Source organism: Corynebacterium suranareeae (assembly GCF_002355155.1).
In the GTDB taxonomy this organism is placed as follows: domain Bacteria; phylum Actinomycetota; class Actinomycetes; order Mycobacteriales; family Mycobacteriaceae; genus Corynebacterium; species Corynebacterium suranareeae.
This window is the reverse complement of the sequence record NZ_AP017369.1, coordinates 705,117-730,129: the sequence shown is the minus strand read 5'-3', so window position 1 is coordinate 730,129 and position 25,013 is coordinate 705,117. Positions and strand designations below refer to the sequence as shown.

The 25,013-nt window shown below is 52.6% G+C and carries 30 protein-coding genes and 1 riboswitch; of the genes, 13 read left to right on the top strand and 17 right to left on the bottom strand.

Annotation, left to right across the window (positions count from 1 at the left end):
* Nucleotides 1–337 precede the first annotated feature (337 nt).
* Nucleotides 338–499: riboswitch (adenosylcobalamin (AdoCbl) riboswitch) on the top strand.
* Nucleotides 500–578: 79 nt separating this feature from the next.
* The 5 genes from N24_RS03490 to N24_RS03470 are packed head-to-tail and all read left to right on the top strand — an operon-like array spanning nucleotide 579 to nucleotide 6,588.
* Entirely contained in the window at nucleotides 579–1,778 is a 1,200-nt protein-coding gene (locus N24_RS03490) for a prenyltransferase/squalene oxidase repeat-containing protein (RefSeq protein ID WP_096454366.1), read from the top strand.
* 20 nt (nucleotides 1,779–1,798) lie between these two features.
* Nucleotides 1,799–2,857 carry an oxidoreductase gene (locus tag N24_RS03485; protein ID WP_096454364.1) on the top strand — a complete coding sequence of 353 codons (1,059 nt, stop codon included), beginning with the start codon at nucleotides 1,799–1,801 and terminating at the stop codon, nucleotides 2,855–2,857.
* A 7-nt stretch (nucleotides 2,858–2,864) separates the two neighbouring features.
* Nucleotides 2,865–4,034, top strand: coding sequence for an energy-coupling factor transporter transmembrane component T (locus N24_RS03480; protein ID WP_157736393.1), 1,170 nt, complete (start codon nucleotides 2,865–2,867; stop codon nucleotides 4,032–4,034).
* Nucleotides 4,031–5,791: an ABC transporter ATP-binding protein gene (locus N24_RS03475; protein WP_096454362.1), complete on the top strand. Its 1,761-nt coding sequence runs from the start codon at nucleotides 4,031–4,033 to the stop codon at nucleotides 5,789–5,791. The genes N24_RS03480 and N24_RS03475 overlap by 4 nt, the downstream gene beginning before the upstream one ends.
* Nucleotides 5,788–6,588, top strand: coding sequence for an ECF transporter S component (locus N24_RS03470; RefSeq protein WP_096454360.1), 801 nt, complete (start codon nucleotides 5,788–5,790; stop codon nucleotides 6,586–6,588). Before N24_RS03475 ends, N24_RS03470 begins: the two co-directional genes overlap by 4 nt.
* A gap of 61 nt (nucleotides 6,589–6,649) precedes the next feature.
* Here N24_RS03470 and N24_RS03465 read toward each other — a convergent pair whose 3' ends face one another.
* Complete coding sequence (locus N24_RS03465) at nucleotides 6,650–7,285, bottom strand: hypothetical protein (RefSeq protein WP_096459665.1); 636 nt, start codon at nucleotides 7,283–7,285, stop codon at nucleotides 6,650–6,652.
* A gap of 416 nt (nucleotides 7,286–7,701) precedes the next feature.
* On the opposite strand from N24_RS03465, the gene fdhF reads away from it, so the two are divergent.
* The 5 genes from fdhF to N24_RS03440 all read left to right on the top strand — a co-directional run bounded on the left by fdhF (nucleotide 7,702) and on the right by N24_RS03440 (nucleotide 12,639).
* Entirely contained in the window at nucleotides 7,702–9,990 is a 2,289-nt protein-coding gene (gene fdhF, locus N24_RS03460) for a molybdenum-dependent formate dehydrogenase FdhF (RefSeq protein WP_096454357.1), read from the top strand.
* Nucleotides 9,991–10,100: 110 nt separating this feature from the next.
* Nucleotides 10,101–10,427 (top strand): DUF6457 domain-containing protein, encoded by a 327-nt coding sequence (locus N24_RS03455; protein WP_096454355.1) that lies wholly within the window; start codon nucleotides 10,101–10,103, stop codon nucleotides 10,425–10,427.
* A 2-nt stretch (nucleotides 10,428–10,429) separates the two neighbouring features.
* Nucleotides 10,430–11,323 (top strand): formate dehydrogenase accessory sulfurtransferase FdhD, encoded by an 894-nt coding sequence (fdhD, locus tag N24_RS03450; RefSeq protein ID WP_096454353.1) that lies wholly within the window; start codon nucleotides 10,430–10,432, stop codon nucleotides 11,321–11,323.
* Nucleotides 11,323–11,808 (top strand): hypothetical protein, encoded by a 486-nt coding sequence (locus tag N24_RS03445; protein ID WP_096454351.1) that lies wholly within the window; start codon nucleotides 11,323–11,325, stop codon nucleotides 11,806–11,808. Before fdhD ends, N24_RS03445 begins: the two co-directional genes overlap by 1 nt.
* Before the next feature lie 21 nt (nucleotides 11,809–11,829).
* Nucleotides 11,830–12,639, top strand: coding sequence for an aldo/keto reductase (locus N24_RS03440; RefSeq protein ID WP_096454349.1), 810 nt, complete (start codon nucleotides 11,830–11,832; stop codon nucleotides 12,637–12,639).
* A gap of 4 nt (nucleotides 12,640–12,643) precedes the next feature.
* Here N24_RS03440 and N24_RS03435 read toward each other — a convergent pair whose 3' ends face one another.
* The 4 genes from N24_RS03435 to rplN form a co-directional block, all read right to left on the bottom strand.
* Nucleotides 12,644–13,618: an SGNH/GDSL hydrolase family protein gene (locus N24_RS03435; protein ID WP_096454347.1), complete on the bottom strand. Its 975-nt coding sequence runs from the start codon at nucleotides 13,616–13,618 to the stop codon at nucleotides 12,644–12,646.
* A 93-nt stretch (nucleotides 13,619–13,711) separates the two neighbouring features.
* The gene (gene rplE / locus N24_RS03430; protein WP_096454345.1) at nucleotides 13,712–14,287 is read right to left on the bottom strand and encodes a 50S ribosomal protein L5; all 576 of its coding nucleotides are present in this window, start codon (nucleotides 14,285–14,287) and stop codon (nucleotides 13,712–13,714) included.
* Nucleotides 14,287–14,601 carry a 50S ribosomal protein L24 gene (rplX, locus tag N24_RS03425; protein WP_096454343.1) on the bottom strand — a complete coding sequence of 105 codons (315 nt, stop codon included), beginning with the start codon at nucleotides 14,599–14,601 and terminating at the stop codon, nucleotides 14,287–14,289. Before rplX ends, rplE begins: the two co-directional genes overlap by 1 nt.
* Nucleotides 14,602–14,603: 2 nt before the next feature.
* On the bottom strand, nucleotides 14,604–14,972 hold the full coding sequence (rplN, locus tag N24_RS03420) for a 50S ribosomal protein L14 (protein WP_096454341.1): 369 nt from the start codon (nucleotides 14,970–14,972) through the stop codon (nucleotides 14,604–14,606).
* A gap of 334 nt (nucleotides 14,973–15,306) precedes the next feature.
* On the opposite strand from rplN, the gene N24_RS03415 reads away from it, so the two are divergent.
* Together N24_RS03415 and N24_RS03410 are read left to right on the top strand one after the other, a co-directional pair.
* Nucleotides 15,307–16,011 carry an LppP/LprE family lipoprotein gene (locus N24_RS03415; RefSeq protein WP_096454339.1) on the top strand — a complete coding sequence of 235 codons (705 nt, stop codon included), beginning with the start codon at nucleotides 15,307–15,309 and terminating at the stop codon, nucleotides 16,009–16,011.
* Between the two features lie 110 nt (nucleotides 16,012–16,121).
* Nucleotides 16,122–16,397, top strand: a complete 276-nt coding sequence (locus N24_RS03410; RefSeq protein WP_096454337.1) for a hypothetical protein — start codon at nucleotides 16,122–16,124, stop codon at nucleotides 16,395–16,397.
* Nucleotides 16,398–16,487: 90 nt separating this feature from the next.
* Here the strand turns inward: N24_RS03410 and rpsQ are convergent, their stop codons facing one another.
* The 12 genes from rpsQ to N24_RS03350 all read right to left on the bottom strand — a co-directional run bounded on the left by rpsQ (nucleotide 16,488) and on the right by N24_RS03350 (nucleotide 23,727).
* Complete coding sequence (gene rpsQ, locus N24_RS03405; RefSeq protein ID WP_096454335.1) at nucleotides 16,488–16,766, bottom strand: 30S ribosomal protein S17; 279 nt, start codon at nucleotides 16,764–16,766, stop codon at nucleotides 16,488–16,490.
* 2 nt (nucleotides 16,767–16,768) lie between these two features.
* The gene (rpmC, locus tag N24_RS03400; RefSeq protein ID WP_003854304.1) at nucleotides 16,769–16,999 is read right to left on the bottom strand and encodes a 50S ribosomal protein L29; all 231 of its coding nucleotides are present in this window, start codon (nucleotides 16,997–16,999) and stop codon (nucleotides 16,769–16,771) included.
* Nucleotides 16,999–17,415, bottom strand: coding sequence for a 50S ribosomal protein L16 (rplP, locus tag N24_RS03395; RefSeq protein WP_003854302.1), 417 nt, complete (start codon nucleotides 17,413–17,415; stop codon nucleotides 16,999–17,001). Before rplP ends, rpmC begins: the two co-directional genes overlap by 1 nt.
* Before the next feature lie 2 nt (nucleotides 17,416–17,417).
* Entirely contained in the window at nucleotides 17,418–18,164 is a 747-nt protein-coding gene (gene rpsC / locus N24_RS03390; RefSeq protein WP_096454333.1) for a 30S ribosomal protein S3, read from the bottom strand.
* Nucleotides 18,164–18,526 carry a 50S ribosomal protein L22 gene (rplV, locus tag N24_RS03385; protein ID WP_096454331.1) on the bottom strand — a complete coding sequence of 121 codons (363 nt, stop codon included), beginning with the start codon at nucleotides 18,524–18,526 and terminating at the stop codon, nucleotides 18,164–18,166. Before rplV ends, rpsC begins: the two co-directional genes overlap by 1 nt.
* Nucleotides 18,527–18,529: 3 nt before the next feature.
* Nucleotides 18,530–18,808, bottom strand: coding sequence for a 30S ribosomal protein S19 (rpsS, locus tag N24_RS03380; RefSeq protein WP_003854296.1), 279 nt, complete (start codon nucleotides 18,806–18,808; stop codon nucleotides 18,530–18,532).
* 16 nt (nucleotides 18,809–18,824) lie between these two features.
* The gene (rplB, locus tag N24_RS03375; protein WP_096454329.1) at nucleotides 18,825–19,667 is read right to left on the bottom strand and encodes a 50S ribosomal protein L2; all 843 of its coding nucleotides are present in this window, start codon (nucleotides 19,665–19,667) and stop codon (nucleotides 18,825–18,827) included.
* A gap of 24 nt (nucleotides 19,668–19,691) precedes the next feature.
* On the bottom strand, nucleotides 19,692–19,997 hold the full coding sequence (gene rplW, locus N24_RS03370; RefSeq protein WP_003854294.1) for a 50S ribosomal protein L23: 306 nt from the start codon (nucleotides 19,995–19,997) through the stop codon (nucleotides 19,692–19,694).
* Nucleotides 19,997–20,653: a 50S ribosomal protein L4 gene (gene rplD, locus N24_RS03365; protein ID WP_096454327.1), complete on the bottom strand. Its 657-nt coding sequence runs from the start codon at nucleotides 20,651–20,653 to the stop codon at nucleotides 19,997–19,999. Before rplD ends, rplW begins: the two co-directional genes overlap by 1 nt.
* Nucleotides 20,650–21,306: a 50S ribosomal protein L3 gene (gene rplC / locus N24_RS03360; RefSeq protein ID WP_096454325.1), complete on the bottom strand. Its 657-nt coding sequence runs from the start codon at nucleotides 21,304–21,306 to the stop codon at nucleotides 20,650–20,652. Before rplC ends, rplD begins: the two co-directional genes overlap by 4 nt.
* Before the next feature lie 32 nt (nucleotides 21,307–21,338).
* Nucleotides 21,339–21,644: a 30S ribosomal protein S10 gene (gene rpsJ / locus N24_RS03355; RefSeq protein WP_003854291.1), complete on the bottom strand. Its 306-nt coding sequence runs from the start codon at nucleotides 21,642–21,644 to the stop codon at nucleotides 21,339–21,341.
* 574 nt (nucleotides 21,645–22,218) lie between these two features.
* Complete coding sequence (locus tag N24_RS03350) at nucleotides 22,219–23,727, bottom strand: acetyl-CoA hydrolase/transferase family protein (RefSeq protein WP_096454323.1); 1,509 nt, start codon at nucleotides 23,725–23,727, stop codon at nucleotides 22,219–22,221.
* A gap of 66 nt (nucleotides 23,728–23,793) precedes the next feature.
* Between N24_RS03350 and N24_RS03345 the strand changes: the two genes are divergently transcribed.
* On the top strand, nucleotides 23,794–24,789 hold the full coding sequence (locus N24_RS03345) for a GlxA family transcriptional regulator (protein ID WP_096454321.1): 996 nt from the start codon (nucleotides 23,794–23,796) through the stop codon (nucleotides 24,787–24,789).
* The last annotated feature ends 224 nt before the right edge of the window (nucleotides 24,790–25,013 follow it).

Genomic DNA, 25,013 nt, shown 5'->3' with positions numbered 1-25,013 from the left:
GGTGACGACTTCACGTGCTCAACTTCTTAACAGGCGACATCGCTACGAAATCCGCCCGTACCCGAGCGAAGTCGACCACGTGAAGTCGCCCGTTAAGATGTCGCCTCCTAAAGGAAATTTAAGCGAGGTTACTATTTCGTCTCACTTCACCTGGAGGTCAAGCTCCCTCTGAGCTCCTAGCAGTTATTCATTTATGCCGGTTTTGGAAACTGCCCCAATCAGGTTCCGTTGTTGGACCACACTCAATTCTTAGAAACTAATTGCAAGATACTACGTTTTAGCTGACACTCTTGGCGGGGCTCGCATTTGACCTGCGCAGATAGTGATTTTATGGTGTAGGAATCCATATGTCCTTTTTCAGGGTAATTTCGGTGAGAATCCGATGCTGACCCGCAACCGTATTTTGCATATCCCTTTAACCGGCAGTGCATTAAGTCGGATTACCTGAAGAAGTGACAATTGGCTCCAAACCGTCGAGGATTACGGTTCTGAAGCCCCGTTTGATGAAGTGCAGCCACGCTTGCCTTAGAAATGGGGATCAGAACATTTCCGCATTTCATTGTTAAGGACATGTTTTCATGGCTCATCTCTGTGAGAAGAAAACCATTAACTGGTCTGCTGCAACAGTTGCGCTAGCTGCCGGTGTTTCTCTGTTAGCTCCTCAGATTGCAACAGCACAAGACACTGCTTCTGAAGCCAATAATCAATTAGCTGCTGCGTTTATTGAAAAAGAATTCTCAGCTGGCAATGGCATTATTCCTGGGCCCATTGGCACTCCAGATATCAGCCTTTCTCAAGATCTTCTGCTTTCATTGAATGCGCTTGATCCTAATTCTTCCGAAATTGATTCTGCGTTTGACGCTATTAACTCAAGCCTCGAAAGCTACATTTACTTCGGCGATACATTAAAAACGGATCGTCTTGCTAAATCTATTGTCTTTCAGGATACTTTCGGTGAGCGTAATCCTGAATACATCGACTTGCTGGTTAACTCTGTGCAAGACAATGGCCAGCTAAAAAATCTCGCTAATGGTGAAGCAACCTCTGCAATCAACAACTTCAGTCAAGCCTGGGGTGTTCTTGCATTGCACCGCGTTGGTGAATCTGAGGCTGCTGCCCGAGCAACTGATTTTCTAGAAACACAGGTCTGCCCAGACGGTGGTGTCCCACTAGCTTCAGTCGTAGCGCCATCATGCAACTCCACTGATACCGATGCCACAGGAATGGTTGCTCAAGCATTGGTTCTGGCTAATGGTGCTCAAGACCCGACTACCCAGGCAACTCTTGATTATCTTGCTTCCAAAATGGATGAAACAGGCGGAGTCCTCAATCCTTGGACTGGTGTGAACTCGAATTCCACTGGACTTGCAGGTTCTGCATTTGCACTTGCTGGAGATAAGGAAAACTATCTCAAAGCCTATGAATACTTGGAATCAGTCCAGTTTGGTCAGGACGCAGACCCATCACTCCAGGGTGGATTTGCTATGAATGTTGCCGGCAAACAAAACAACCCTGTTTTAAATGATCAGGTTCGTCGTGCAACTGGACAGGCTGCGTTGGCTTTTGCTGGAGGCAACTATGCCAACTCTGATATTTTCACCATTGATGAGCCTGTAGATCCAATCCCCGAACCAACTCCAAATCCAACACCTAATGATCCTGAAGGTTCATCAAGTGGTTTCGGTAGCGCTGGGATCATCGTTGCTATCTTGGCTGTCCTCGCTGCTATCGCAGGTGTCATGGGGCCAATGCTGGCTAACTTGCCAACGCAATTCTAAAACTTGAGAGAAGCTCAACAATGTCTTTCCCCTCAACTTTGCACCTGCCGCTAAAGGCTCTTGTACTCGCCACGGCCATGTGGGTTGTTCTCGCGCTGACCCCTTGGGTGCCATCTGCTCATGCTCTGACCACCCCCTGTGACGATGACCAGGTGACGGTGATGGTTGAGGGTTTTACCGTCGGCTGCGCTGAACCTGGCGGAAATGGTTACCAAACACTTCTTGATGCCGGATTCGATGTTGAAACCACCATGGAGTTCCCCGATTATCTGTGTCGGATCAACAACTATCCCGGACCTGATGTAGATGAATGCATGACCACATCACCGGCAGAGGCTTACTGGGCTTATTGGCATGCACCGCTTGGCGGTGATGAATGGGAGTACAGCAATCTTGGTGCTTTTTCTTACTACCCTGAGGCTGGCACCGTTGAGGCGTGGTATTGGGGTGATACCGATCGCCCCGGCGCAATCCCAGTGAGTAAAACTCAAGCTGAGCTGGGCTTAGACTCACAGGATCCAAGTTACAATTATGACGGTTTTGATCCATCAGATTTTAAAACAACAACTCCCACTACTTCTGCTCCGATGGCTGATTCTGGAACTGATGACAGTAACGAGCCAAGCGAAGCCGTCATTGCAGGCTCTGGTGTCGGTCCAGCAGGTGGACAAGGAACAGCTGCTACAGCAGAAATAAATCCAGAAAACCCTAATGAGGTGTTGGTGTATCAGGATTCAGATGGTAATTCGATCACCAAGGATGATTACGAAAAGCTGGTGGCTGCGGCAGCGGCGCCACAAACTACCAGTGCAGTCCAGGCCCCTGCTGGATCCGGTCCTGCAGGCGAAACAGCCATAGCTACTGAAGAAGATCCCATGTCGACTCAGGTGCTTGTAGCTCCAGCTGGAACCGATGCCACAAATGGAACGGCTGAGTCCACTCCGCAAATTTATGCCACCAGCGCTGAGGAATCTTCGACGCAAGGGTGGATCATTGGACTGACTTTGGCTGTTATTTCTTTGGTGTCAGCGTCGGCAGTTGCTGCGTGGGCTATTCGTCGTTCAGAGATTCAGGGTTAAAACGCTTGTGAGATGGTTTAAGCGCTATGTGTTGTCACGGCGGGCTGTGCATCCTTGGGCATGGTGGGTGTGGGCTTTGGGCATTGCTGGTTCTGCCAGCATGACCAACAATCCTTATATTTTAGCTCTTACTTTTGCCACTTTGTGTTTCGTGGTGTTTAACCGCCGTGGAGCTTCGCCGTGGGCTCGCGCATTTCCTATCTATTTGATGATCGCCGGTTGGTTGGTGGTGTACCGCTTGGTCATGCATATTGTGGTGGGTGCGAAAATCGGCACGATAGAACTGTTTCGTATTCCACCCCTCCAGCTGCCGGCGTGGGCTGCTGGAATCAATGTTTTTGGCACGGTGTATCTAGAGGGGTTGATCATCGCCACTACTCAAGGGTTGACGCTTGGAACGATGATCGTGGCGGTGGGTGCAGCAAACTCTTTGGCAGATCCTAAGAAATTGCTTAAATCACTTCCTGGAGCGTTGGGGGAATTAGCGACGGCGGTGATTATTGGTATTTCGATTGCACCTCAGATGGCGGCGTCGGCGATTCGTATTAATCGTGCACGCACTTTGCGTGGTGATGAGGCAAAAGGTGTGCGGGGTTTTGCTCGTATTTTGATGCCTGTTTTTCAGGACACGTTGGATCGATCGTTGGATTTGGCCAATTCGATGGACGCTCGCGGATATGGCAGGCAGGCCCACGCCTCCAAGCTGGAAAAACGCATCACGTCTGTGTTTGCCAGCTTGGGGATCATTGGTGTGACGGTTGGATTATTTGTGGTGTTGGATGCGTCGTCGCCGATGTTTGTTGCCGTTCCGGTGTTTATCACTGGCGTGGGGTTTTTGAATATTTCTTTAGTGATTGCTTCTCGACGAAAAACCTCGACAACGTTTGATCAATTGCCGTGGGGTGCTGCGGAGTGGTTGGTCTGTATTACGGGAATTTTACCGCTGTTGATGGCAGCGCTAACTCGCAAAATTGATCCCACATCCATGATCACCACGTGGGTTCCACTGCACATGCCAGACACTGTTCCCCTGCTTGTGCTGTCGGGTCTTGTTGTGGCGACTGTTCCAGGATTCTTAACTCCTCGCTTGCCGAAGAACAAAGTGAGGGTCAAGCGTCGAAAAGCAAAAACACGCCAGGCGCAAGGCGCCGGCCCGGAAAGATTGGCAGTTTCATGAGTCTTCCTTTTAGCGCGCGCACAGCGTGGTCGACCGAGCCGGTGCTGGAGCTGGAAAACGTCGCCGCGTCGTATTATGACGATGAGCGCACGCTTGCCACCCCACAAATTAGTGACGTGAATCTGACGCTCAATGAAGGCGAAATCCTGCTGGTTATTGGGCGTACTGGCGCAGGCAAATCGACGCTGCTGAAAGCGATGTCGGGTGCGATGCCACATGCAACCGGAGGCAGGCTTGATGGACACGTGCGTGTGGTGGGGCGCGACACGCGAGATTTTCCGCCCCGCATGCTCTCAGATGTAGTCGGAGTGGTCGGGCAAGATCCTGCGGCAAGTTTTATCACCAGCACGGTGGAAGAAGAACTTGCTTACAGCATGGAACAACTAGGGCTACCACCTGCGGTAATGCGCAAACGCGTGGAAGAAACACTTGATCTTTTAGGCATCGCCGAACTGCGATATGTGCCATTGGCGGAACTATCTGGCGGTGAGCAGCAACGCGTAGCAATCGGCGCCGTGCTGACCACCCGCCCTGCACTGATTATTTTGGATGAACCAACCAGCGCTTTGGACCCCAACGGTGCGGAAGACGTGCTGGCAACCGTAACCAAGCTTGCGCACGACCTTGCGATGACTGTCGTTTTGGCCGAACACCGCATTGAACGCGTGCTGCAATACGTCGACCGCGTGGCACATGTGGGTGCTGATGGGCACGTGACCGTGGGGATGCCTGAAGAAATCATGGCCGAGGCAGATGTGGCACCACCGATTGTGGAATTAGGGCGCTGGGCAAGCTGGACTCCCCTACCGCTATCGATCCGTGATGCTCGCACTCACTCTGCTGAGATGCGCCAACGGCTCTACCAACGTGGATTAGTTGTGAGCAAAAATTTGCAGCATGATCCACAGCCACTGCTGATCGCGGAAGATATTGTCGTTGATTTTCCAGAAATTCGCGCTGTTGACGGCGTGAACCTCAACCTGCATGCCGGTGAAATCACCGTGCTGATGGGCCGAAACGGTTGCGGTAAATCTTCCCTGCTGTGGGCGCTGCAAGGTTCTGGCACAAGGAATCAAGGTGTGGTGAAGGTTTTAAAAGAAGGTTCGGAGGCCTGGTCGGATCCCAAATCCTGGTCGGACCTGAAATCCTGGTCGGATCCCAAATCCTGGTCGGACCCCAAGGCTTTAAAGCCTGCCAAGCGCCGCAACCTGGTCTCCATGGTTCCGCAAACCCCTACCGATATTTTGTATGAGTCAACAGTCCGCGCAGAACTTGCACGCTCTGACAAAGACGCATCCGTACCTGCGGGCACCACGCGAGAGATCCTCAATTCTTTAGTCCCCAATATTCCAGATCACCTGCATCCTCGTGATCTTTCAGAAGGCCAGAAACTTTCGCTCGCGCTGTCCATCCAGCTTGCTGCAAAACCACGCGTGGTGCTTTTCGACGAACCCACCCGAGGCCTAGATTACGACGGCAAGAAATCCCTAGCTCGCTCTTTCCAACAACTCGCAGACTCCGGTCACTCCGTATTAGTGGTCACCCACGATGTGGAATTCTCCGCACTGTGCGCCGACCGTGTGTTGTTCATGGCTTCTGGAAAAATCCTCGCCGATGGACCAGCTGTTGATATTCTGGCCGCTTCACCGGCCTATGCCCCGCAGGTTGCCAAAATCACCGCAGGTATCCAGCAAGAATCCCATTGGCTGACTGTCCCGGCAGTCAAGGCAGCGTTAAGCCATGGGGAGATCTCATGATCAGCACTGTCTCTAATGCCATTTCCCTTAAGCCGAAAACCTTTTTCACCTTAAGTTTTCTTGCGGTTTTAAGCATCGTGATCTTTTTCTGGCCACTTGTGGTGAATCCAGAGTCATTTCTCTCCGATAAAGCCCAAGCACCGCTTTACATCGCCATTGTCATCCCACTCGTGCTTGCCGCAGTGATCGCAGAAATCAGCGAAAACGGTTTCGACGTCAAAGCCGTAGCCATGCTCGGTGTTCTAACAGCAATAGTCGCCGTGGTACGTCCTTTTGGTGCAGGTGCCGCAGGTTTTGAAGCAGTATTTTTTGTCCTCATCCTCGGCGGACGAGCCTTCGGCCCGGGCTTCGGATTCATCCTCGGCAACACTGGCCTGTTCGCATCTGCCCTACTCACCGCAGGAATCGGCCCCTGGCTCCCCTACCAAATGCTCGCCGCCGCCTGGGTCAGCTTCGGTGCCGGACTCCTCCCCCAAATTCGAGGTAAAAAAGAAATACTCATCCTCGTCGTCTACGCCACCATCGCGTCGCTCGGCTACGGCACCATGATGAACATGAGCTTTTGGCCCTACGCCATCGGCGTATCCACCGGCCTGTCCTTTACCCCCGGCGCGCCCATTCTGGAAAACTTGCACACCTTCGTGCTGTTCTGCCTGACCACTTCAATGGGGTGGGATCTAGGGCGCGCGTTTTTCACCTCAGTATTGTTGCTGCTCACAGCAAAACCCGTTTTAGGGGCTTTACGACGAGCCAGCCGCCGCGCCGCTTTCGGCATCGAGCGCGACTTCGGCGCCTAGTGGCTTGGGGTTTCTAGGTCTTAGGCTTTGGGTTTTAGGCTTTCGCCATGGGGTGATCCGCTTAGAACTGTGGCAACACCAGACCAGGAATAGTGATTAGACCCTGGAATAGCGCAGCGATTCCACCACCAATAAGTGCAAGAAGTCCCGCAATGGCAGCGATCCATCCACCATTTTCAGAAGAACCAGGAGCTGGGGTTTCTGGAAGTACTTCGAGCGCTGGGGTTTCTGCTCCGGTACCAACAACCCACGCCTCAACCGTGCCAGGCTCAGGGTGTGCATCAGAGGCACCATCTGAGTTGTATTCATAAGTGACGCTGTAGTCGTCTGCTACCTCACCGGTGGAGTACACCCAGTAGGTTTCAGTTTCTTCCCACACTGGAACAACGCCGTTGATGCCGGTCATCATCTTGCCAAATGGGAATTCTTCCCACGTAAGTACAAACCCTGCGGATTCTAGTGCGACAACTCCATCAGTGAACTCGGTGGCACATGCGCCCTCGGGTTCTTTGTCAACATCTGCGCCGTACTCAACATAAACCCAAACATTTCCTGCATCGACGCACTCACGAGCATCAAGAGGCTTTTCAAAAGTGCCATAATCAGAAGACTGCGCATTCGCAGCGGTGCTCAGGGACAAAGTGGTTGCAGCAACTGCCAATGAGGTTAGCGCAACCCGGCTAAAAGTGGTGGTCAAGGCTATAGAACCTTTCATGTTCAATTCTTTAAACGCTGTAATGTGCATTAGAGCGCCGATGGACAGACGTCGTCTTAGAACACTTGGCGTGTAGAAAATGAAAGTGCAAGCTTTTCGTAGTCCACGACGAAAAGGTTCTAAGTCAAAGCCAATTTTCCAAGTAATCCGGCTCGTCATCTTCGCTTGAAATCTTCAAGTGAAGTTGATCTACGGTTGCGGGTCAGCGCCGGATTGTTAACCGGCTTCCCTTGAAAAACTAACGGTTCGATTCGATACTTTGCCATATCTAACGACTAGCTAGATTTTATCCGATGCACTGGGGGTTCTCCTGATTTTTGTTTTTCCAAATACCCCCATGCAGATAGAAAGATTCTTTTTTCGGCATGCATGTAATTGAGGGGTCTAGACTGTGATCTATGACAACCCCTCCAACTGAGATTTCTAACGTGAATCCCACCGCGAATGAATTTGATGATCCGGATGTGGGAAGAAGAATAACCTCCGCTGCCGGAGTACCAGGCGTATTACATGCTCTCCAGCACGCTATTCCCCATCGTGCATTGTTGCCACTAATCACCATGAACAAACCTGGTGGCATCGATTGTCCTGGATGCGCATGGCCGGAACCGTCTACTGCCAATCTTGGTGTTGTGGAGTTCTGTGAAAACGGCGCAAAAGCAGTCGCGGAAGAAACAACCCCTGACCGAGCTGGCCGTGAATTTTGGGCACAGCACTCTATTTATGATCTGCGCGAAAAAACAGATCATTGGCTCGGTAAACGCGGACGCATCACAGAGCCTATGTTTTACGATCGTTCCTCTGGCGATGATCACTATCGCCCTATTTCATGGGAACGTGCCTTTGAGATTATTGCGTCAAAGCTTCGTGAGATCGAGCCAGATGAAGCCGTATTCTATACCTCAGGTCGAGCACCAAATGAGCCTGCTTATATGCTGCAGCTTTTAGCTAGGCGACTAGGCACTAATAACCTTCCAGATTGCGGAAACATGTGCCATGAGTCCACCGGTACTGCGTTGGGGGAAACATTAGGTCTGGGTAAAGGCTCAGTGGTGATGGAAGATTTCTACAACACTGATTTGCTAATTTCCGTGGGCCAGAACCCTGGCACCAACCATCCACGTGCGCTGACTGCCTTCAAAGAGTTAAAGGAAAACGGTGGCAAAATTCTAGCGCTAAATCCCATGCCTGAAACTGGTTTGATGAAGTTCCGCGAACCTCAATCAGTTAAGGGTGCCTTAAGCATTTCAGACAAGCTTGCTGATGAATACTTGCAGATCCGACTTGATGGTGACCGTGCTTTCTTCCAAGCATTAAACAAAGAACTCATCCGTAGAGATGCTTTGGATCATGCGTTTTTGGATAAGTTCTGTTCTGGTGTGGATGAAACCATCGCGCATCTCAACTCACTTGATGATGACGTTCTGCTCAAAGGCTGTGGCCTTAGTGCTGCTCAGATTCAAAAGGCCGCTGACATGGTGGAAAAGTCCGATACCGTGGTGGTGTCGTGGACTCTCGGTGTCACCCAGCACAAGAACGCCGTATACACCATCAGGGAAATGGTGAACTTCCTACTGCTGACTGGAAATATCGGCAAACCTGGTGCAGGTACTGCTCCGCTGCGTGGGCATTCCAATGTTCAAGGTGATCGCACCATGGGCATTTGGGAGAAAATGCCAGAATCTTTCCTTGCTGCACTTGAAAAAGAATTTGGTTTTGATGTTCCCCGCAAGCACGGGTACGACACGGTGGATTCTCTTCGTGCCATGCGTGAAGGAAAAACCAAGTTCTTCCTCTCCCTCGGAGGCAACTTGGTGCGCGTATCTTCGGACACCTCAGTCGTGGAAAAGGGAATGGAATCAAATGAGCTGACAGTTCACTTGTCCACCAAACCGAATGGTTCGCAAGCCTGGCCTGGTGAACAATCCCTCATTCTCCCGGTCATTGCTCGTACTGACAAAGATATCCAAAAGTCCGGTGTTCAGCGTGTCACTGTAGAAGATTCCGCCGGAGCTGTTCACGCTTCTACTGGAAAGCGGACTGCCAACAAGGATCTAAGTTTGAAGTCCGAGTGCGACATCATTGGAACCATCGGTAAAAAGACATTTGGTGATGACTTCTGGCAGCCCATGATTGATAACTACGATGTGATCCGCGATCATATCGAAGCAACCATCCCAGGCTTCCATGATTTCAACCGTCGCATCGATAACCCTGGTGGTTTCCTCCTCCCCAACGGTCCTCGTGAGCGCATTTTCAATACGTCCAACGGTAAAGCACAACTGACAGTCAATGAAACGAATGTGATTGAGTTGCCAAAGGACTATTTGCTCATGAACACGGTGCGGTCGCATGACCAGTACAACTCCACTATTTACGGACTTGATGATCGTTACCGTGGAGTACGCAATGGTCGTCGCGTTGTGTTCGTTAATCCACAAGACTGCAAGCAACGCGGACTCAAAGACGGAGACATCGTAGATATTGTCTCTGTGTTTGATGATGGCGAACGCCGAGCACCAAACTTCCGTGTGGTGGAATATGACACCGCAAGGGACTGCGTCACCACGTATTTCCCCGAAGCTAACGTGTTGGTCCCTCTAGATTCTGTTGCTGAGCGATCTAATACTCCAGTGTCCAAGTCAGTTGTGGTTCGTCTTGAAGCAACAGGACGTACAGCCTCCTAAAAATTTTCCTTAAACCTGCCAGTCGACTCTTCAGGGAATTTTCCACGCCCGCTTCCTTGTTTGAATAAACGAGGAAGCGGGCCTATTTATAGTTGCAGCCATCATCAGAAATGAGTGTGAAATTGAGTAAGGCCACGAGCACTAACCCCCGTGATGAAGCCGAAAAAATGCAGAAGATGTACCAGTGGCTCAACACCGTGTGCGCAGAGCTGAATATTGATGCAGACATTCTTACAGAGGTTGTACCCCACCTGCTTAATCTCACTCGTGATGTTGCACATGGACCGTCCCGCCCAGCTGCACCGATGACGTCTTTCCTCCTTGGTCTTGCCGCCGGCCGTTCTGGAGAAAGTTCTGATGATTGGGCGGAATCCACGTTGGTTAACGCTCTGCGGCTTCAAGAAATCATCGCTAAAAATTACCCGGAGGACAATTAATAATGGGTCGGATCACCCAGAACTTGCAGGTTCCACGCGTTGTATCTACTGATACGGAAGTGTTTGTGAACACTCGCCCCGATACTGTGGCAGTTGAGGAGCCTCTAGAAATTCGGGTTAATGGCACGGCACTTACTACAACCATGCGCACGCCAGGACATGATATCGAGTTAGTCCATGGTCTTTTACTATCGGAAGGCCTTATCACGGATGCTTCTGAGGTTTATACTGCTCGGTACTGTGCGGGAGCAGTAGGGCCGGATAATCAAAATACCTACAATGTTTTGGAACTTGATGTCATCCCTAAAGAAAACCCTAAAGATAACCCGCTAAACAAATCCCATGACCAACCCCGCAGCCCGCTCTCCGGAACAACAAGGGAACTAAACCTGGTGGCAGTCCAACGCAATGTAGTAACTACATCTGCATGTGGTGTTTGTGGCACCACGTCTATTGAGCAGTTGATGAACAAAAAGGGCTGGCCGATTACGCCGATTGCTCCGGATCCTAAGATGATTGTGTCTTTGCCAGATAAGTTGAAATCACAGCAGAAGCTTTTTGATAAAACTGGCGGGGTTCATGCCGCAGGGTTAGCCACGCTTGATGGTGAGATGTTGATTGTTCGTGAGGATGTCGGTCGGCATAATGCAGCTGACAAGGTCATTGGAAACATGCTTATGGCTGGGAAGCTCCCCTTGGAGAACACAATTTTGGTGATGAGTTCCAGGGCTTCTTTTGAGCTCGTCCAAAAGGCTGCGATGGCTGGTATTTCTGGAGTAATCGCTGTTGGTGCTGCGACATCATTAGCTATTGAAGCTGCACAAGATGCCGGAATTTTCCTGGCTGGTTTTGTTCGGGGTAACAAGTTCAACCACTATGCCGGTGAGCTTGGCTAGTGTCAAAACATGCAGAAAGGGCCCGCGAAGAGCTGGCGAGAATTTTCCCACAATGGCTTATCTCTGCTGCAGAAAACAGGGATTTTTCCATGGGTCAGGCGATGAAATTCTCACCGAAACGTTGGCTTTTCCCTGATTTCAGTTTCACGTATGACGACCAGGATTTTGTTGTACCACTGATCGTTGATTTTGATGCTTTGATCAATGATCTTCTCTCCCACGCCCCGGGCGCTTTTCATTACCCCGGGGCGACCTTATCGTTTCCAAAGGGGTGGGACTCCCTCTCTCAAAAACAAATCCAAGACTGTCTGTGGAATGCCCTTGAAGGCTGGTTTTTCTATATTGACTACTACATCGGGTGGGCAGTGGAATGGCGGCAAAGAGACCGTGGCCAAGTGTCTGGAGATTTTCGCATCGGTTGCCTTTTTGAATCATTTTCCAACCCAAAACCCAATCTTCAGTTCCTCACCGATCCTCTTCGCTGAAGTTTCGCTAACCTGGCGGGCATGACTCTTACACTTCCGCCGATTGGTTTTGGCACTGTTCATCTTGATGGCGCACCTGGCGTTGAGGCCATCACGTCTGCCATTGATGCTGGTTACCGCCTTATTGACACCGCGTATAACTATGAAAATGAAGGCACTGTGGGCAAGGCTATCCGCGAGTCTGGGGTTGCCCGCGAAGATCTCATTGTTACCAGTAAACTGCCCGGTCGCTTCCACGCTCGTGATTTAGGGCGAGTTCGCATTGAGGAGAGCCTGTATCGTCTCAACTTGGATTACATAGATCTTCTGTTGATTCATTGGCCTAACCCCAGCAAGGATCTTTATGTAGAAGCCTGGGAGACCCTGATTGAGGTCCGCGATGCTGGCCTGGTCAAGCACATCGGAGTCAGCAATTTCCTTCCGAATCACATTGATCGTCTGCGCCGTGAGACTGGTGAGCTACCTGCTGTTAATCAGATTGAGCTGCACCCATATTTCCCACAGGTGGAACAGGTCGCCTTCCACGATGAGCTCGGCATCATCACCGAAGCGTGGAGCCCGCTCAGCAATGGCCGCGGACTCGTTGAAGAGCCTGTGCTCAAGGAAATCGGCGAGCGCTACGGGGTCGGGGCGGGCGAAGTCGCCCTTGCCTGGCATCATGCCAGGGGAATCGTTCCGATTCCACGTTCCACCAATCCGGCCAGGCAGCGCAGCAACTTGGAGGCGGTAAAGATTTCGCTTATCGACGAAGACGTCCAGGCGATTACCGCTTTGGCGAGAGAAAACGGTCGGATTAAAGATCAAGATCCAGCTGTATATGAAGAGTTCTAGATAGTTACATCAAGGTTCCAAGGAGAGCCGCAGTCACTTCATCTCCTTTGGGAGATGGATGCCAGGTGCCTCCAACTGCGTTTACCCGCATGTCCAACACTCCGTTAACCCACGGCTCAGCAGAGCAGCTGTTGTGGCCTGCTGTGGCTTCACGAAGGTTGGCGTGCTGTACCTCAAGAATCTTAGAGGCATCATAAATAGCTGTTTCAAGGTTGTTCATGTAGGACACCAGGTTGGTGGCATCTGGCTTCTTCAGTTCTATGTTTCCCACACGAACACAGATCTCACCTCCATTTCGTGGGGTGTATTCCTGGTATCCGAGTAATGTGATCTGCGCATTTGGTGCGTAATACTTAAGGTAGTCGATAACAGGCTTTATCCGCTGAGCATAGTTTTCACCGGTGACAGCAGATGGGTCTTGCATGGTTCCAGCTGCTACAGCTTTCTCACCACATCCGTTGATCATGTCAAAAAGGCAGTTGATCACAGAATAGCGCAAATTGATTGGTGAGTGTCCCCACTGATCATTCTTGCCAAATTGGATGAAAATATTCTCGGTCTTTGGGCCAATGGCACCTAAGCTCTCTGCATGGCGAACTTCATCGGAAAAATGGAAACCCGTCGAGTTAATGGAGGCACCATTGCAGGAAAGGTCAATGAGCTCGCCTGTCTGCAATCCTTGTTGTGCTTGTAATTGATCAGGCCAGGATAGATTTCCTTTAAGGCAGCCACGTTCATCAACCTTGAATGGAGTGTTGGTTCCTGATGCGTGTGAATCTCCAAAAACCACGACTTTTGCACCACCTTCTGGTGCCGTGTCGTCTGGTACACCAGCAGATGAGGTTAATCCCCGAAGAACTTCAGTTTTTTGTGATGCGCTGATGCCGCTGCTTTGGGCCTGTGCTGTTGATGTTCCCAGCGTTAGTATCCCAATCATGAAAACCCCTACTATTGCCAGCAGTTTGCGTTGCACGTTCATGGAAGTTCCTTTATTTAAATTAGGGGGTACCCCCATTGCATAGACATGAAAAAAGCACCTACCGGTTAAGGTAAGTGCTTTTAACTGTACAAATTACTGCTGGCGGTTGCCGTCTTCACCCTTGAATGGGAAGCCGAGTGCCTTAAGCAGTGAACGACCTTCATCATCTGTCACAGCGGTGGTGACAACGGTGATGTCCATACCACGAGGACGGTCGATCTTGTCGACGTCGATTTCGTAGAACATGGTCTGCTCGGTGAGGCCGAAGGTGTAGTTACCGTGGCCGTCGAACTGCTGGTCGGAAAGTCCACGGAAGTCGCGGATACGTGGCAGAGCCACGGTCAGCAGACGATCCAGGAACTCCCACATGCGGTCGCCGCGCAGGGTAACCTTTGCGCCGATTGGCATGCCTTCACGGAGCTTGAAGTTAGCGATGGACTTCTTCGCACGGCGAAGCTGTGGCTTCTGACCGGTGATTGCGGTGAGGTCCTCGATAGCACCGTTGATGAGCTTGGAGTCACGAGCTGCGTCGCCGACACCCATGTTGACGACAATCTTGGTGACGCCAGGGATCTGCATAACGTTCTCGAAGCCGAACTCGTCCTGCAGCTTGGTGCGGATTTCGTCCTGGTAGCGGGACTTCAGACGAGGGGTGTAATTCTCAGTCATTAGATGTCCTTCCCATTGCGACGAGAAACGCGAACCTTCTTGCCGTTTTCATCGAAACGGTAGCCAACGCGAGTTGGGTTTCCGTCGGAGTCGATGACCATGACGTTGGAGACGTGGATCGGAGCTTCCTGGGTCACGATTCCGCCGGACTCTGCGCCACGCTCTGGTGCGGAGTTAGCTACGTGCTTCTTGATGCGGTTAACGCCTTCGACGAGAACCTTGTCGGTCTGAGGGAAAGCCGCGATGACCTGTCCCTTAGCACCTTTATCTGGACCTGAGATGACCAGAACCATATCGCCCTTGTGGACCTTCATTCTTAAATCACCTCCGGTGCGAGAGAAACGATCTTCATGAACTTCTTCTCACGAAGCTCACGAGCAACTGGTCCGAAGATACGGGTACCGCGTGGCTCGTTGTCGTTCTTGATGATGACGGCAGCGTTCTCATCAAAGGAGATGTAAGAACCGTCTGCACGACGGGTTTCCTTCTTGGTGCGAACGATGACGGCCTTGACGATCTCGCCAGCCTTCACGTTGCCGCCTGGGGTTGCTTCCTTGACAGTGGCGACGATGACGTCACCAATGCCAGCAAAACGTCGGGTGGATCCACCGAGAACGCGGATGCACAGGATTTCACGTGCACCAGTGTTGTCGGCGATCTTCAGACGCGATTCCTGCTGAATCACTACTGGTCTCCTGACCTGGATTAATGCATGCTGGATTTCCGTCCCAAACACGCGTGGTCTTTGTCCTACAGATGTCTACGCACTCCACAAAAGTGGGCAACGAACAAAAGCTACAAGGCTTTCGTCGAGGGGTCTCGGAAACATGATTCGGAAAAGCATCACGAGTCCGACCTACACAGACAACCCGTATATCTAACCACATCCATGGCACTGATTTCAAATCCGTCGACTCGGCGCTAAGCAACAAATTGGGTCTAATTTCCGATACACCCACTAGTCGCCCAATTCGGTTCATTTAAACACAGATGGTCGCCTAGTTTAGGAGGAACTTATCATGTCTTTTGCCCGGGTATTTACTCTAGGAAGTGGTGCTGCACTTCTCACGGCTGGGCTAGTCGGATGTGTTGCAGTTGAAGAGCGCTCTACAGATACATCCATGTCCATCTCCGATTCCACCACTGCCGCTGCGCCTGCCACTGTCACATCCACAGTTACCGCAGCCCCGGCTCCAAGCACTCAGAGCCAAACGACCCATACTCCTATAAATCCGGTGCAGTGCAATCTCGATCCGCGCACTTCTGATTTCGGCCCTTTTCTTGCACAATCTAGAACCCCGCTTGGTGAGCTTGCCGAAACACCAGATTCTGTCGTTCAAGTTCCTGACTGGTTTTATCACTTCCAAGTTGGGGAAAACGGATATGACTCATGTACAGAACTAAGCTACGTCGTCCTCAACGGATCCAATGGTGATGCTGAACGATCCGCAGGAACCGGTGCATCAATCGCCGATGTGGTCGTTTTATTCATCAATGGCCAAACGGTTGCATCCCCTGCACCATTCGAAATGAAGACGGTGGAATCAGTAACCAGGGTCTCAGATTCTGAAATAGAGGTCGTGTACGGACATGCAGGTGGTGCAACAGCTGAAGGTGTCACGGAGTTTTACACCTTCACATTCTTTGTCGACAACGGGATACTCTCCGGTCGTGGAGATCTACCCGATGGCGTCGATACGCACATGCGCCTGTTTCTCTTCTAGCACTGCCTAAAATTATTAATCAATGGAAATCTATTTATTCTGTGTTAGCCTGATGGCGTAAAGAAAGCACTCTCCCCAATCGCTTTATACACAAGCAGTCAGGTGCCCTTATGACTTCTACCGAGACGATCAAAAGCTCTCATTCAAAATTTGCGTGGATTGCCGTTGTCCTTGTTGCACTAGCCGGGTTTTTACTGTGGCTGGTACCTATTTCTCTCTACTCCGCCAGAGAATGGGTCTATCCTCTTATCGCTGCTCCACTGATCGGTTATGCACTTTTCGTCGCAGTAAAAGCTCGGAACTGGTGGCTTTTCGCTGCTGCAATTCTTGCGCTACTTTCCCCAGCAATTTCGTTGCTTATTGGCTTTGCTGTGTTTGGGTTTTAACAGCTAGACAAAAACACCCCTGGCAGAAATTCCACAATGGAATTCTCGCCAGGGGTGTTTTATATGTCATCTTTTATGATGACGCCCAGACTACTTAGCCTTTTCGACGATCTCGATCAGACGGTAGTTCTTGTCCTTGGACAATGGGCGGGTCTCCTCGATGCGAACCAAGTCACCGATTCCGGCGATCTGCTCCTCATCGTGGGCCTTGACCTTCTTAGAAGAACGAAGGATCTTGCCGTAGAGAGCGTGCTGCTTGCGGTCTTCGACCTCGACAACGATGGTCTTCTGCATCTTGTCAGAAACCACGTAGCCGGTGCGAACCTTGCGGGTGCTCTTTTCCTGGTTGTTCACGTTTGCCTCACTCATGATTAAGCCTCAGCTCCCGGAACCACAGACAAGCCCAGCTCACGCTCGCGAATAACGGTGTAGATGCGGGCGATGTCGCGCTTGACGGTGCGCAGGCGGCGGTTGTTGGTCAGCTGGCCGGTGGCAAGCTGGAAGCGAAGGTTGAACAGTTCTTCCTTAGCCTCGTTGAGGCGGGTAACCAGTTCTTCCTCGTTGAGCTCACGGAACTCGTGTGCTGGGGTACCGATAGCCATTAGAGCTGATCCTCCCTCTTGACGATACGGACCTTGCATGGAAGCTTCTGGCCAGCGCGGCGCAGAGCCTCGAGAGCAGTTGCTTCGTCCGGGTAGCTCATCTCGAAGAGGATACGGCCCGGCTTGATGTTTGCAACCCACTTCTCCACAGGGCCCTTACCGGAACCCATACGAACACCGAGTGGCTTCTGGGTCAGTGGGCGGTCTGGGAAGATGTTGATCCAAACCTTGCCACCACGCTTGACGTGGCGGTTGATTGCAATACGTGCAGATTCAATCTGACGGTTGGTGATGTAGGCAGGCTCAAGAGCCTGGATGCCGTACTCACCGAAAGTGACGCGGTTGCCGCCCTTGGAGATACCGCTACGGGTTGGGCGGTGCTGGCGACGGTACTTAACGCGCTTAGGGATAAGCATGTTTAGCCCTCCTGCTTCTGCTCAGCACGCTGACGACGCTGGCCACCACGACGCGGACGTGCGTTGCGGTCGCCGCGGCCGCGACGCTCTGCGGGTGCATTGATCTCGCTCTCGCGACGTCCACCAACGACGTCACCCTTGTAGATCCACACCTTGACGCCAATGCGGCCGAAGGTGGTGTGAGCCTCGTAGGTTCCGTAATCGATTTCTGCGCGAAGGGTGTGCAGTGGAACGCGACCCTCGTGGTAGCGCTCGGTGCGGGACATCTCGGCACCGCCAAGACGACCGGAGCACACGACCTTGATGCCCTTAACCTGTGGCTGACGCATTGCAGACTGGATAGCCTTGCGCATTGCGCGACGGAATGCCACGCGGTTGGTCAGCTGCTCTGCGATGGACTGTGCCACCAGCTGAGCGTTAGCATCGACGTTCTTGACCTCGAGGATGTTGAGGGCAACCTGCTTGCCGGTGAGCTTCTCGAGCTCACGGCGGATGCGGTCAGCCTCAGCGCCACGACGACCAATGACGATGCCTGGGCGAGCGGTGTGGATGTCAACGCGAACACGGTCGCGGGTGCGCTCAACAACTACATCGGCGATGCCGGCGCGGTCGAGGCCCTTGGACAGGAATTCGCGAATCTTGATGTCTTCTGCGACGTAGTCAGCGTAAGACTTGTCGGCGTACCAATGGGACTTCCAGTCGGAAGTGATGCCCAATCGGAGGCCGTGTGGATGGATCTTCTGGCCCACTAGTTGGCTCCTTCCTTCTGGCTCTCAACGACCACGGTGATGTGGCTGCTGCGCTTACGGATCTGGAAAGCACGTCCCTGAGCACGTGGCTGGAAACGCTTCATGGTTGGACCTTCGTTGGCGTATGCCTCGGAGATAACCAGGGTGCGTGGGTCCAGGCCGAAGTTGTTCTCAGCGTTAGCTGCTGCAGATGCAACAACCTTTGCTACAGGCTCAGATGCTGCCTGTGGCGCGTACTTCAGGATAGACAGTGCCTCGACGACGGTCTTGCCGCGAACGAGGTCAATGACGCGACGAGCCTTCATTGGGCTGACGCGGACGAAACGAGCGGTCGCGCGTGCGGAGGTGATGTTGTCACTCATCGCTTATCGACGTCCCTTCTTGTCGTCCTTGACGTGACCCTTGAAGGTCTTGGTAGGGGCGAATTCGCCCAGCTTGTGGCCAACCATGGCATCATCCACGAAAACTGGCACGTGCTTGCGTCCATCGTGGACAGCAAAGGTGTGACCGATGAAATCGGGGAGAATGGTGGAACGGCGGGACCAGGTCTTGATGACCTGCTTGGTACCCTTTTCGTTTTGAGCGTCTACCTTGTTGAGGAGGTGCTCATCGACGAACGGGCCCTTCTTAAGGCTGCGTGGCATTCTTCGTTACCTCCTCTTAGCGCTTCTTGTTCTTGTTAGCACGACGGCGACGAACAATCATGTCATCGCTGTAACGCTTAGGCTTGCGGGTGCGGCCTTCCTTCTGTCCCCATGGGGAGACTGGGTGGCGACCACCAGAAGTCTTGCCTTCACCACCACCGTGTGGGTGGTCGACCGGGTTCATTACGACACCACGGACGGTTGGGCGCCAGCCCTTCCAACGCATACGACCAGCTTTACCCCAACGAATGTTGATCTGATCGGCGTTGCCGACCTCACCAACAGTCGCGCGGCAGCGGATGTCGACGCGGCGGATCTCGGAGGATGGCATACGCAGAACTGCGTAGGAGCCTTCCTTACCAAGAAGCTGGATGGATGCGCCAGCGGAACGTGCCAGCTTTGCACCTGCGCCTGGCTTCAACTCCACGTTGTGGATGGTGGTACCAGTTGGGATGTTGCGCAGTGGCAGGTTGTTACCAACCTTGATGTCGGCTGCAGCGCCGGACTCGATAACGGTGCCCTGGGTCAGGCCCTTCGGTGCGAGGATGTAACGCTTCTCGCCATCGAAGTAGTGAAGCAGTGCAATGTTAGCGGTGCGGTTTGGGTCGTACTCGATGTGAGCGACCTTTGCCAAGATGCCATCCTTGTCATTACGACGGAAGTCGATGACGCGGTAGCGGCGCTTGTGTCCACCACCGCGGTGACGGGTGGTGATGTGGCCGTGAGAGTTACGTCCGCCGGTCTTGCTCAGTGGGCGAAGAAGTGACTTCTCAGGGGTCGAACGGGTGATCTCCGAGAACATGGAAACGGAGCTTGCGCGGCGACCCGGGGTTGTCGGCTTGTACTTACGAATAGCCATAATGTGTCCTTTTCTATCGACGTCTTAAGCGACGGAGCCGTTGAAGATGTCGATGGAGTCGCTGCCTTCGCGAAGAGTCACATAAGCGCGCTTGGTAGCCTTGCGAGTACCGAAGCCGGTGCGGGAGCGCTTGCGCTTACCTGCACGGTTAACGGTGTTCACAGATGCAACCTTGACGCCGAAGATCTCTTCGATGGCAATCTTGATCTGAGTCTTGTTGGCGTCGGTGGAGACGAAGAACGTGTAAACGTTCTGCTCCATCAGGCCGTAGGACTTCTCAGAAACGACCGGTGCGATGATGATGTCGCGTGGGTTGGCGATAGTAGCCATTAGTTCTGCTCCTCCTGTGCCGCACCGGAAGCGCGGTTGATGAAGGTGTGGAGAGCCTCAACGGAGAACACAACGTCATCAGACTTGAGAACGTCGTAGGTGTTCAGCTGATCAGCGGCCAAGATGTGGACGCCAGGCAGGTTGTTGGCACTCTTCTGGGCGTTGATATCCTCGCGGCTCACTACGAGCAGCACGGACTTACGCTCGGTCAGACGCTCGATGAAAGCCTTTGCAGACTTGGTCGAAGGGGTCTGGCCAGGCACCAATTCGGAGATGACGTGGATACGTGCATTGCGTGCACGATCAGACAGTGCACCGTAAAGTGCAGCCTTGATCATCTTCTTAGGGGTGCGCTGAGAGTAGTCGCGTGGCTTAGGGCCGTGGGAGATGCCACCACCGGTGAAGTGAGGTGCGCGGATCGAGCCCTGACGAGCGCGACCGGTTCCCTTCTGACGGAATGGCTTACGGCCACCGCCACGTACTTCGCCACGGGTCTTGGTGGAGTGGGTGCCCTGTCGAGCTGCTGCAAGCTGTGCGTTGACAACCTGGTGCAGCAGTGCGACGGAGACCTCACGGTCAAAAATCTCTGCAGGGAGGTCTACAGATCCGTTGGTGTTTCCATCAGCGGTCTGAACATCCAGCTTCAGATTCGTCATGCGTGTGCACCGCCCTTCACTGCGGTCTTAACGGTAACGATGCCACCACGGTTACCAGGGATTGCGCCCTTGATAAGGATGATGTTGGCATCAGCGTCAATCTTCTGAACCTTGAGGTTCTGGGTGGTGACGCGGTCATTACCCATGCGGCCAGCCATACGCTTGCCCTTGAAGATGCGACCTGGGGTAGCAGCTGCACCAATGCCACCTACGCGGCGGTGTGCAGCCTGGTTACCGTGGCCGGCACCCTGGCCAGCGAAGCCATGGCGCTTCATAGCGCCGGCGTAGCCCTTACCCTTGGTGGTACCGGTGACGTCAACGAACTTGATGTCGTTGAAGATTTCAACGGTAACGTCCTGTCCAACCTCGTAACCGGAGACATCGTCCATGCGAATCTCGGTGACGTGGCGGCGGGGGGTAACGCCTGCTTTCTTGAAGTGACCAGCGGTTGGCTGGTTCACCTTGCGTGGGTCGATTTCGCCGTAGGCGATCTGGATGGCGTTGTAGCCATCGGTCTCAACGGTGCGAATCTGGGAAACTACGCATGGACCCGCTTCAACGACGGTAACCGGAATAACGCGGTTTTCCTCGTCGAAGATCTGAGTCATGCCGAGCTTGGTGCCCAGAATGCCCTTGATCTCGTTTTCACTCATTATTTATTCTCCGCTGCCAAAAATTCCGTCGATCACTGAATGTTCACGTCGACGCTGGCCGGAAGGTCGATGCGCATGAGGGCATCAACAGTCTTCGGCGTCGGGTCGAGGATGTCGATCAGGCGCTTGTGAGTGCGCATCTCGAAGTGCTCGCGAGAGTCCTTGTACTTATGGGGAGAACGAATAACGGCGTATACGTTCTTTTCGGTAGGCAAAGGCACCGGTCCAACGACTCGGGCACCCGTACGGGTGACCGTCTCAACGATCTTGCGTGCAGACGCATCAATCGCTTCGTGGTCGTAGGCCTTGAGCCTAATGCGGATCTTTTGTCCCGCCACGCTTATCCTCTTCCTCGCTCGTCCCACATCTTCCATTTTGGAAAAGCGGTGGGAATTCGCTTCATTCTTTCTCTATAACGTTGTCCGGGCTAGGGGCTCGGGCGCAACGCCAGTGTTTAACCTGACCTGTCAAATGCTTCTGACATTGGATCACGGGCGCTGTGCAAATAAAACGCGCCACGATGAACCCAACAATAAAGTCAGGAAAATCGGAAGGGACCACAATGCGTGAGCTAGGCCCTAACGTAACTGCCGCTGTTTATTTGCCATGCCCCTTCTCCGGTTCCGCCTTCACCAGTTACCCGGCTTCAGTGGATACCTCCTGAAGTTGAAGAACACTTTCGCGTACCTCGACCTCAATTGAAGGTGTCATGTTTGCCCCACCAACTGGCGTGTTTAAATCACGCCGTGTTAAGGCAACCCAAGTAGTTAACCACAAAGAATTTGGAAAAACAACCCACTTGTGTAAGAAAGTTGCGTTTTTATTTTCACGGCCTTGCCGTGAAATATCTCACCCACCTTCACCGCCGGCAACCAGGCCGGCGGTGAAGGTGGGTAGGCTCGTCGAAAAGCGTTATTTTTGCATGGTTCCAGCCGCGTTTAAGCGATTGTGGAAATCAAAAGCAGTGGTCAGATCATGCGGGGTGTGTTGGAAGGAATCCGCATTGTTTAGCGCACGATCAAAGTATTCCTCTAGCAGTGGGCGATAATCCGGGTGAGCAATGGCGATCATCTTAGGCACGCGCTGTTTAGGGGCGAGCCCGCGCAGGTCAGCGTAACCGTATTCAGTAATGACAACCATCGCGTCATGTTCCGTGTGATCGATGTGGGAAGCAAAAGGCACAATCGCGGAAATCGCACCACCCTTGGCAGCTGAGGGAGAAATGAACGTGGAGGCAAAAGCATTTCGGGTGAAATCGCCTGAACCGCCGATGCCGTTCATCACGCGCGTGCCAGCAACATGCGTGGAGTTGATATTTCCATAAATATCTGCCTCGATCATGCCGTTGGAGGAGATTAGCCCCATGCGTCGAATCACTTCCGGGCTGTTGGAAATTTGCAGTGGTCGTAGCACCAGATACTTCCGATACTTTTCCGCCTCGCGGTTCATTTTCTCCGCGTATTCCGGCGAGAGCGCAAAGGAAGTCGCAGATGCCACCGCCATCTTCCCCGCATCGATCAAATCGAGCATTCCATCCTGCACGACTTCGGTATAAGCCTGAATATTTTCAAACTTTGAATCGAGCAGGCCCGCCATCACAGCATTCGGCACATTTCCGACACCAGATTGCATGATGTAGTGGTCATAGGCCAGTCGCCCAGCAGCAACTTCCCCTTCCAAGAAGTCCAGGTAGTTGCCTGCGATTTGCTCCGATACTTCATCGAAAGGTTTAAATGGGCTATTTCGATCAGGTGCATCGGTTTCTACAACCGCCACAACCTTGGTTGTATCAATTTCTATATACGTTGTGCCCACGCGATCACCAACATTAATAATCGGGATCGGCGTGCGGTTAGGCAGATATGGAACCCGGTAAATATCAGCCATGCCCTCGAGGTTTAGCGATTGCCATTCATTAACCTCAAGAATGATCTGCTTTGCCGCTTCAAGGTACTCAACGTTATTTCCCACACCCGAGGAAGGGATCAGATGGCCTTCTTCTGTAATCCGGGTGACCTCAACGATCGCAACATCAATGGCGCCGAAAAACCCTTGCTCCACCTGCAGGCCAGAGTGCGAAAGGTGAACGTCTTGGTAATTCAACTGCCCATCGTTGATTTTTCCGCGCATCACGGGATCTGATTGATAAGGCATTCGGAAGCTCAACGCATCAGCCTCGGCAAGCACACCATCACAATCAGGTGCCGTGGATGCTCCGGTAAGCAATCTGATGCCATATTCTCGGCCCGCATCATGCTCTTGTTTTGCGCGATTGGCGATAGCCGTAGGCAAAGCCTTGGGATAAGCCGCCCCGGTAAAACCTGACATTCCTACCGTGGCGCCGTGATTAACAAACTGAGCAGCCTCGTCCGCCGACATAATCTTTGCTTTAAGCTCACGGTTTTGCACTCTTTCCGACATTTCCAACCCTTTCCCGAATATGAATTACATCACTATCCAGTGTGATACATGACGTAGGCTGAAGCCATGTCCATTCGGCCAGATAACCCGCAGATCAAGACATCGCACATTCGCACCATCGGCTTCCTCATCTACGACGGCGTCTCACCCCTCGACTTCACCGGCCCCGCCGAAGCATTCACCCGCTCCACAGGCTACGAACTGATCTACCTCTCCCCCGCCGGCGGTGCCGTCCACACCGCATCCGGCATCACCATCGCAGGCACCCTCCCCGCCCATTCCATCGATCCATCAACACTGGACACCTTGATCATCACAGGCTCCGACACGCTGCCCTTAAAACCTTTAAAAACTTCGCTTCTCGACGCCGCCCACCACCTAACACACGGACCCCGCCGCGTCGCCACCGTATGCACCGGGGCTTTCATCCTCGCAGAGCTCGGATTATTAAACGGAAAGGAAGCCACCACCCACTGGAAAAATGCTCGAGACCTGGCACGGCGATATCCCCAGATCCGCGTACGCCCCGACATCCTCCACGTTCACGATGGTCGCTTTGTCACCTCAGCAGGCATCACCGCCGGCATTGACCTGGCGTTAAGTTTGATCGAAGAAGACCAAGGAGCACACATCGCCCGAAACACCGCCAGAGACATGGTGGTTTATATGCACCGCCCCGGCGGACAATCACAATTTGCCACCACCACCGAAGCCCCTTCCGTAAGCCACCCCAGCCTCCAAAAAGCCATTGACCACGTTTTTAGCTCCCCAGCAGCACCACACAGCGCGGCCAGTCTTGCCGATTACGTCTCCGTAAGCCAACGCCACTTAACCAGGATTTTCCGTTCCGAACTTGGACTTAGCCCCGCACAATGGTTGGAACAATTTCGCTTAAACACGGCACAACAATTGATCCTCAACGGCGAATCAATAAGCACCACCGCAGGACTTTCCGGATTTGGCAGTGAAGACAGCCTTCGACGTGCCTTCAGTAAATGGTTACACATCACCCCGTCCGAATATCGAGCCAGATTCCGCTCAACTTTTCCGGTGGATCCTTAGTTCACACTCCAGAGCAATGCTGCACAAGAGCTACAGTTCAATTTCATGGTAGCGACTTCACTAGGAAATTAGCCCAAGGCCGAGGGAAGTCGACCATAAGCAATGACGGGAAACGCGGGGGTTTTCATCACCTTTTACCTACGCGCCGTTTAAGCGCCTCAATTTCCAGAATGAGTATTTACATTACCGATGCCGTAAAAGGCCCTTAAAAGCGATTCTGGGAG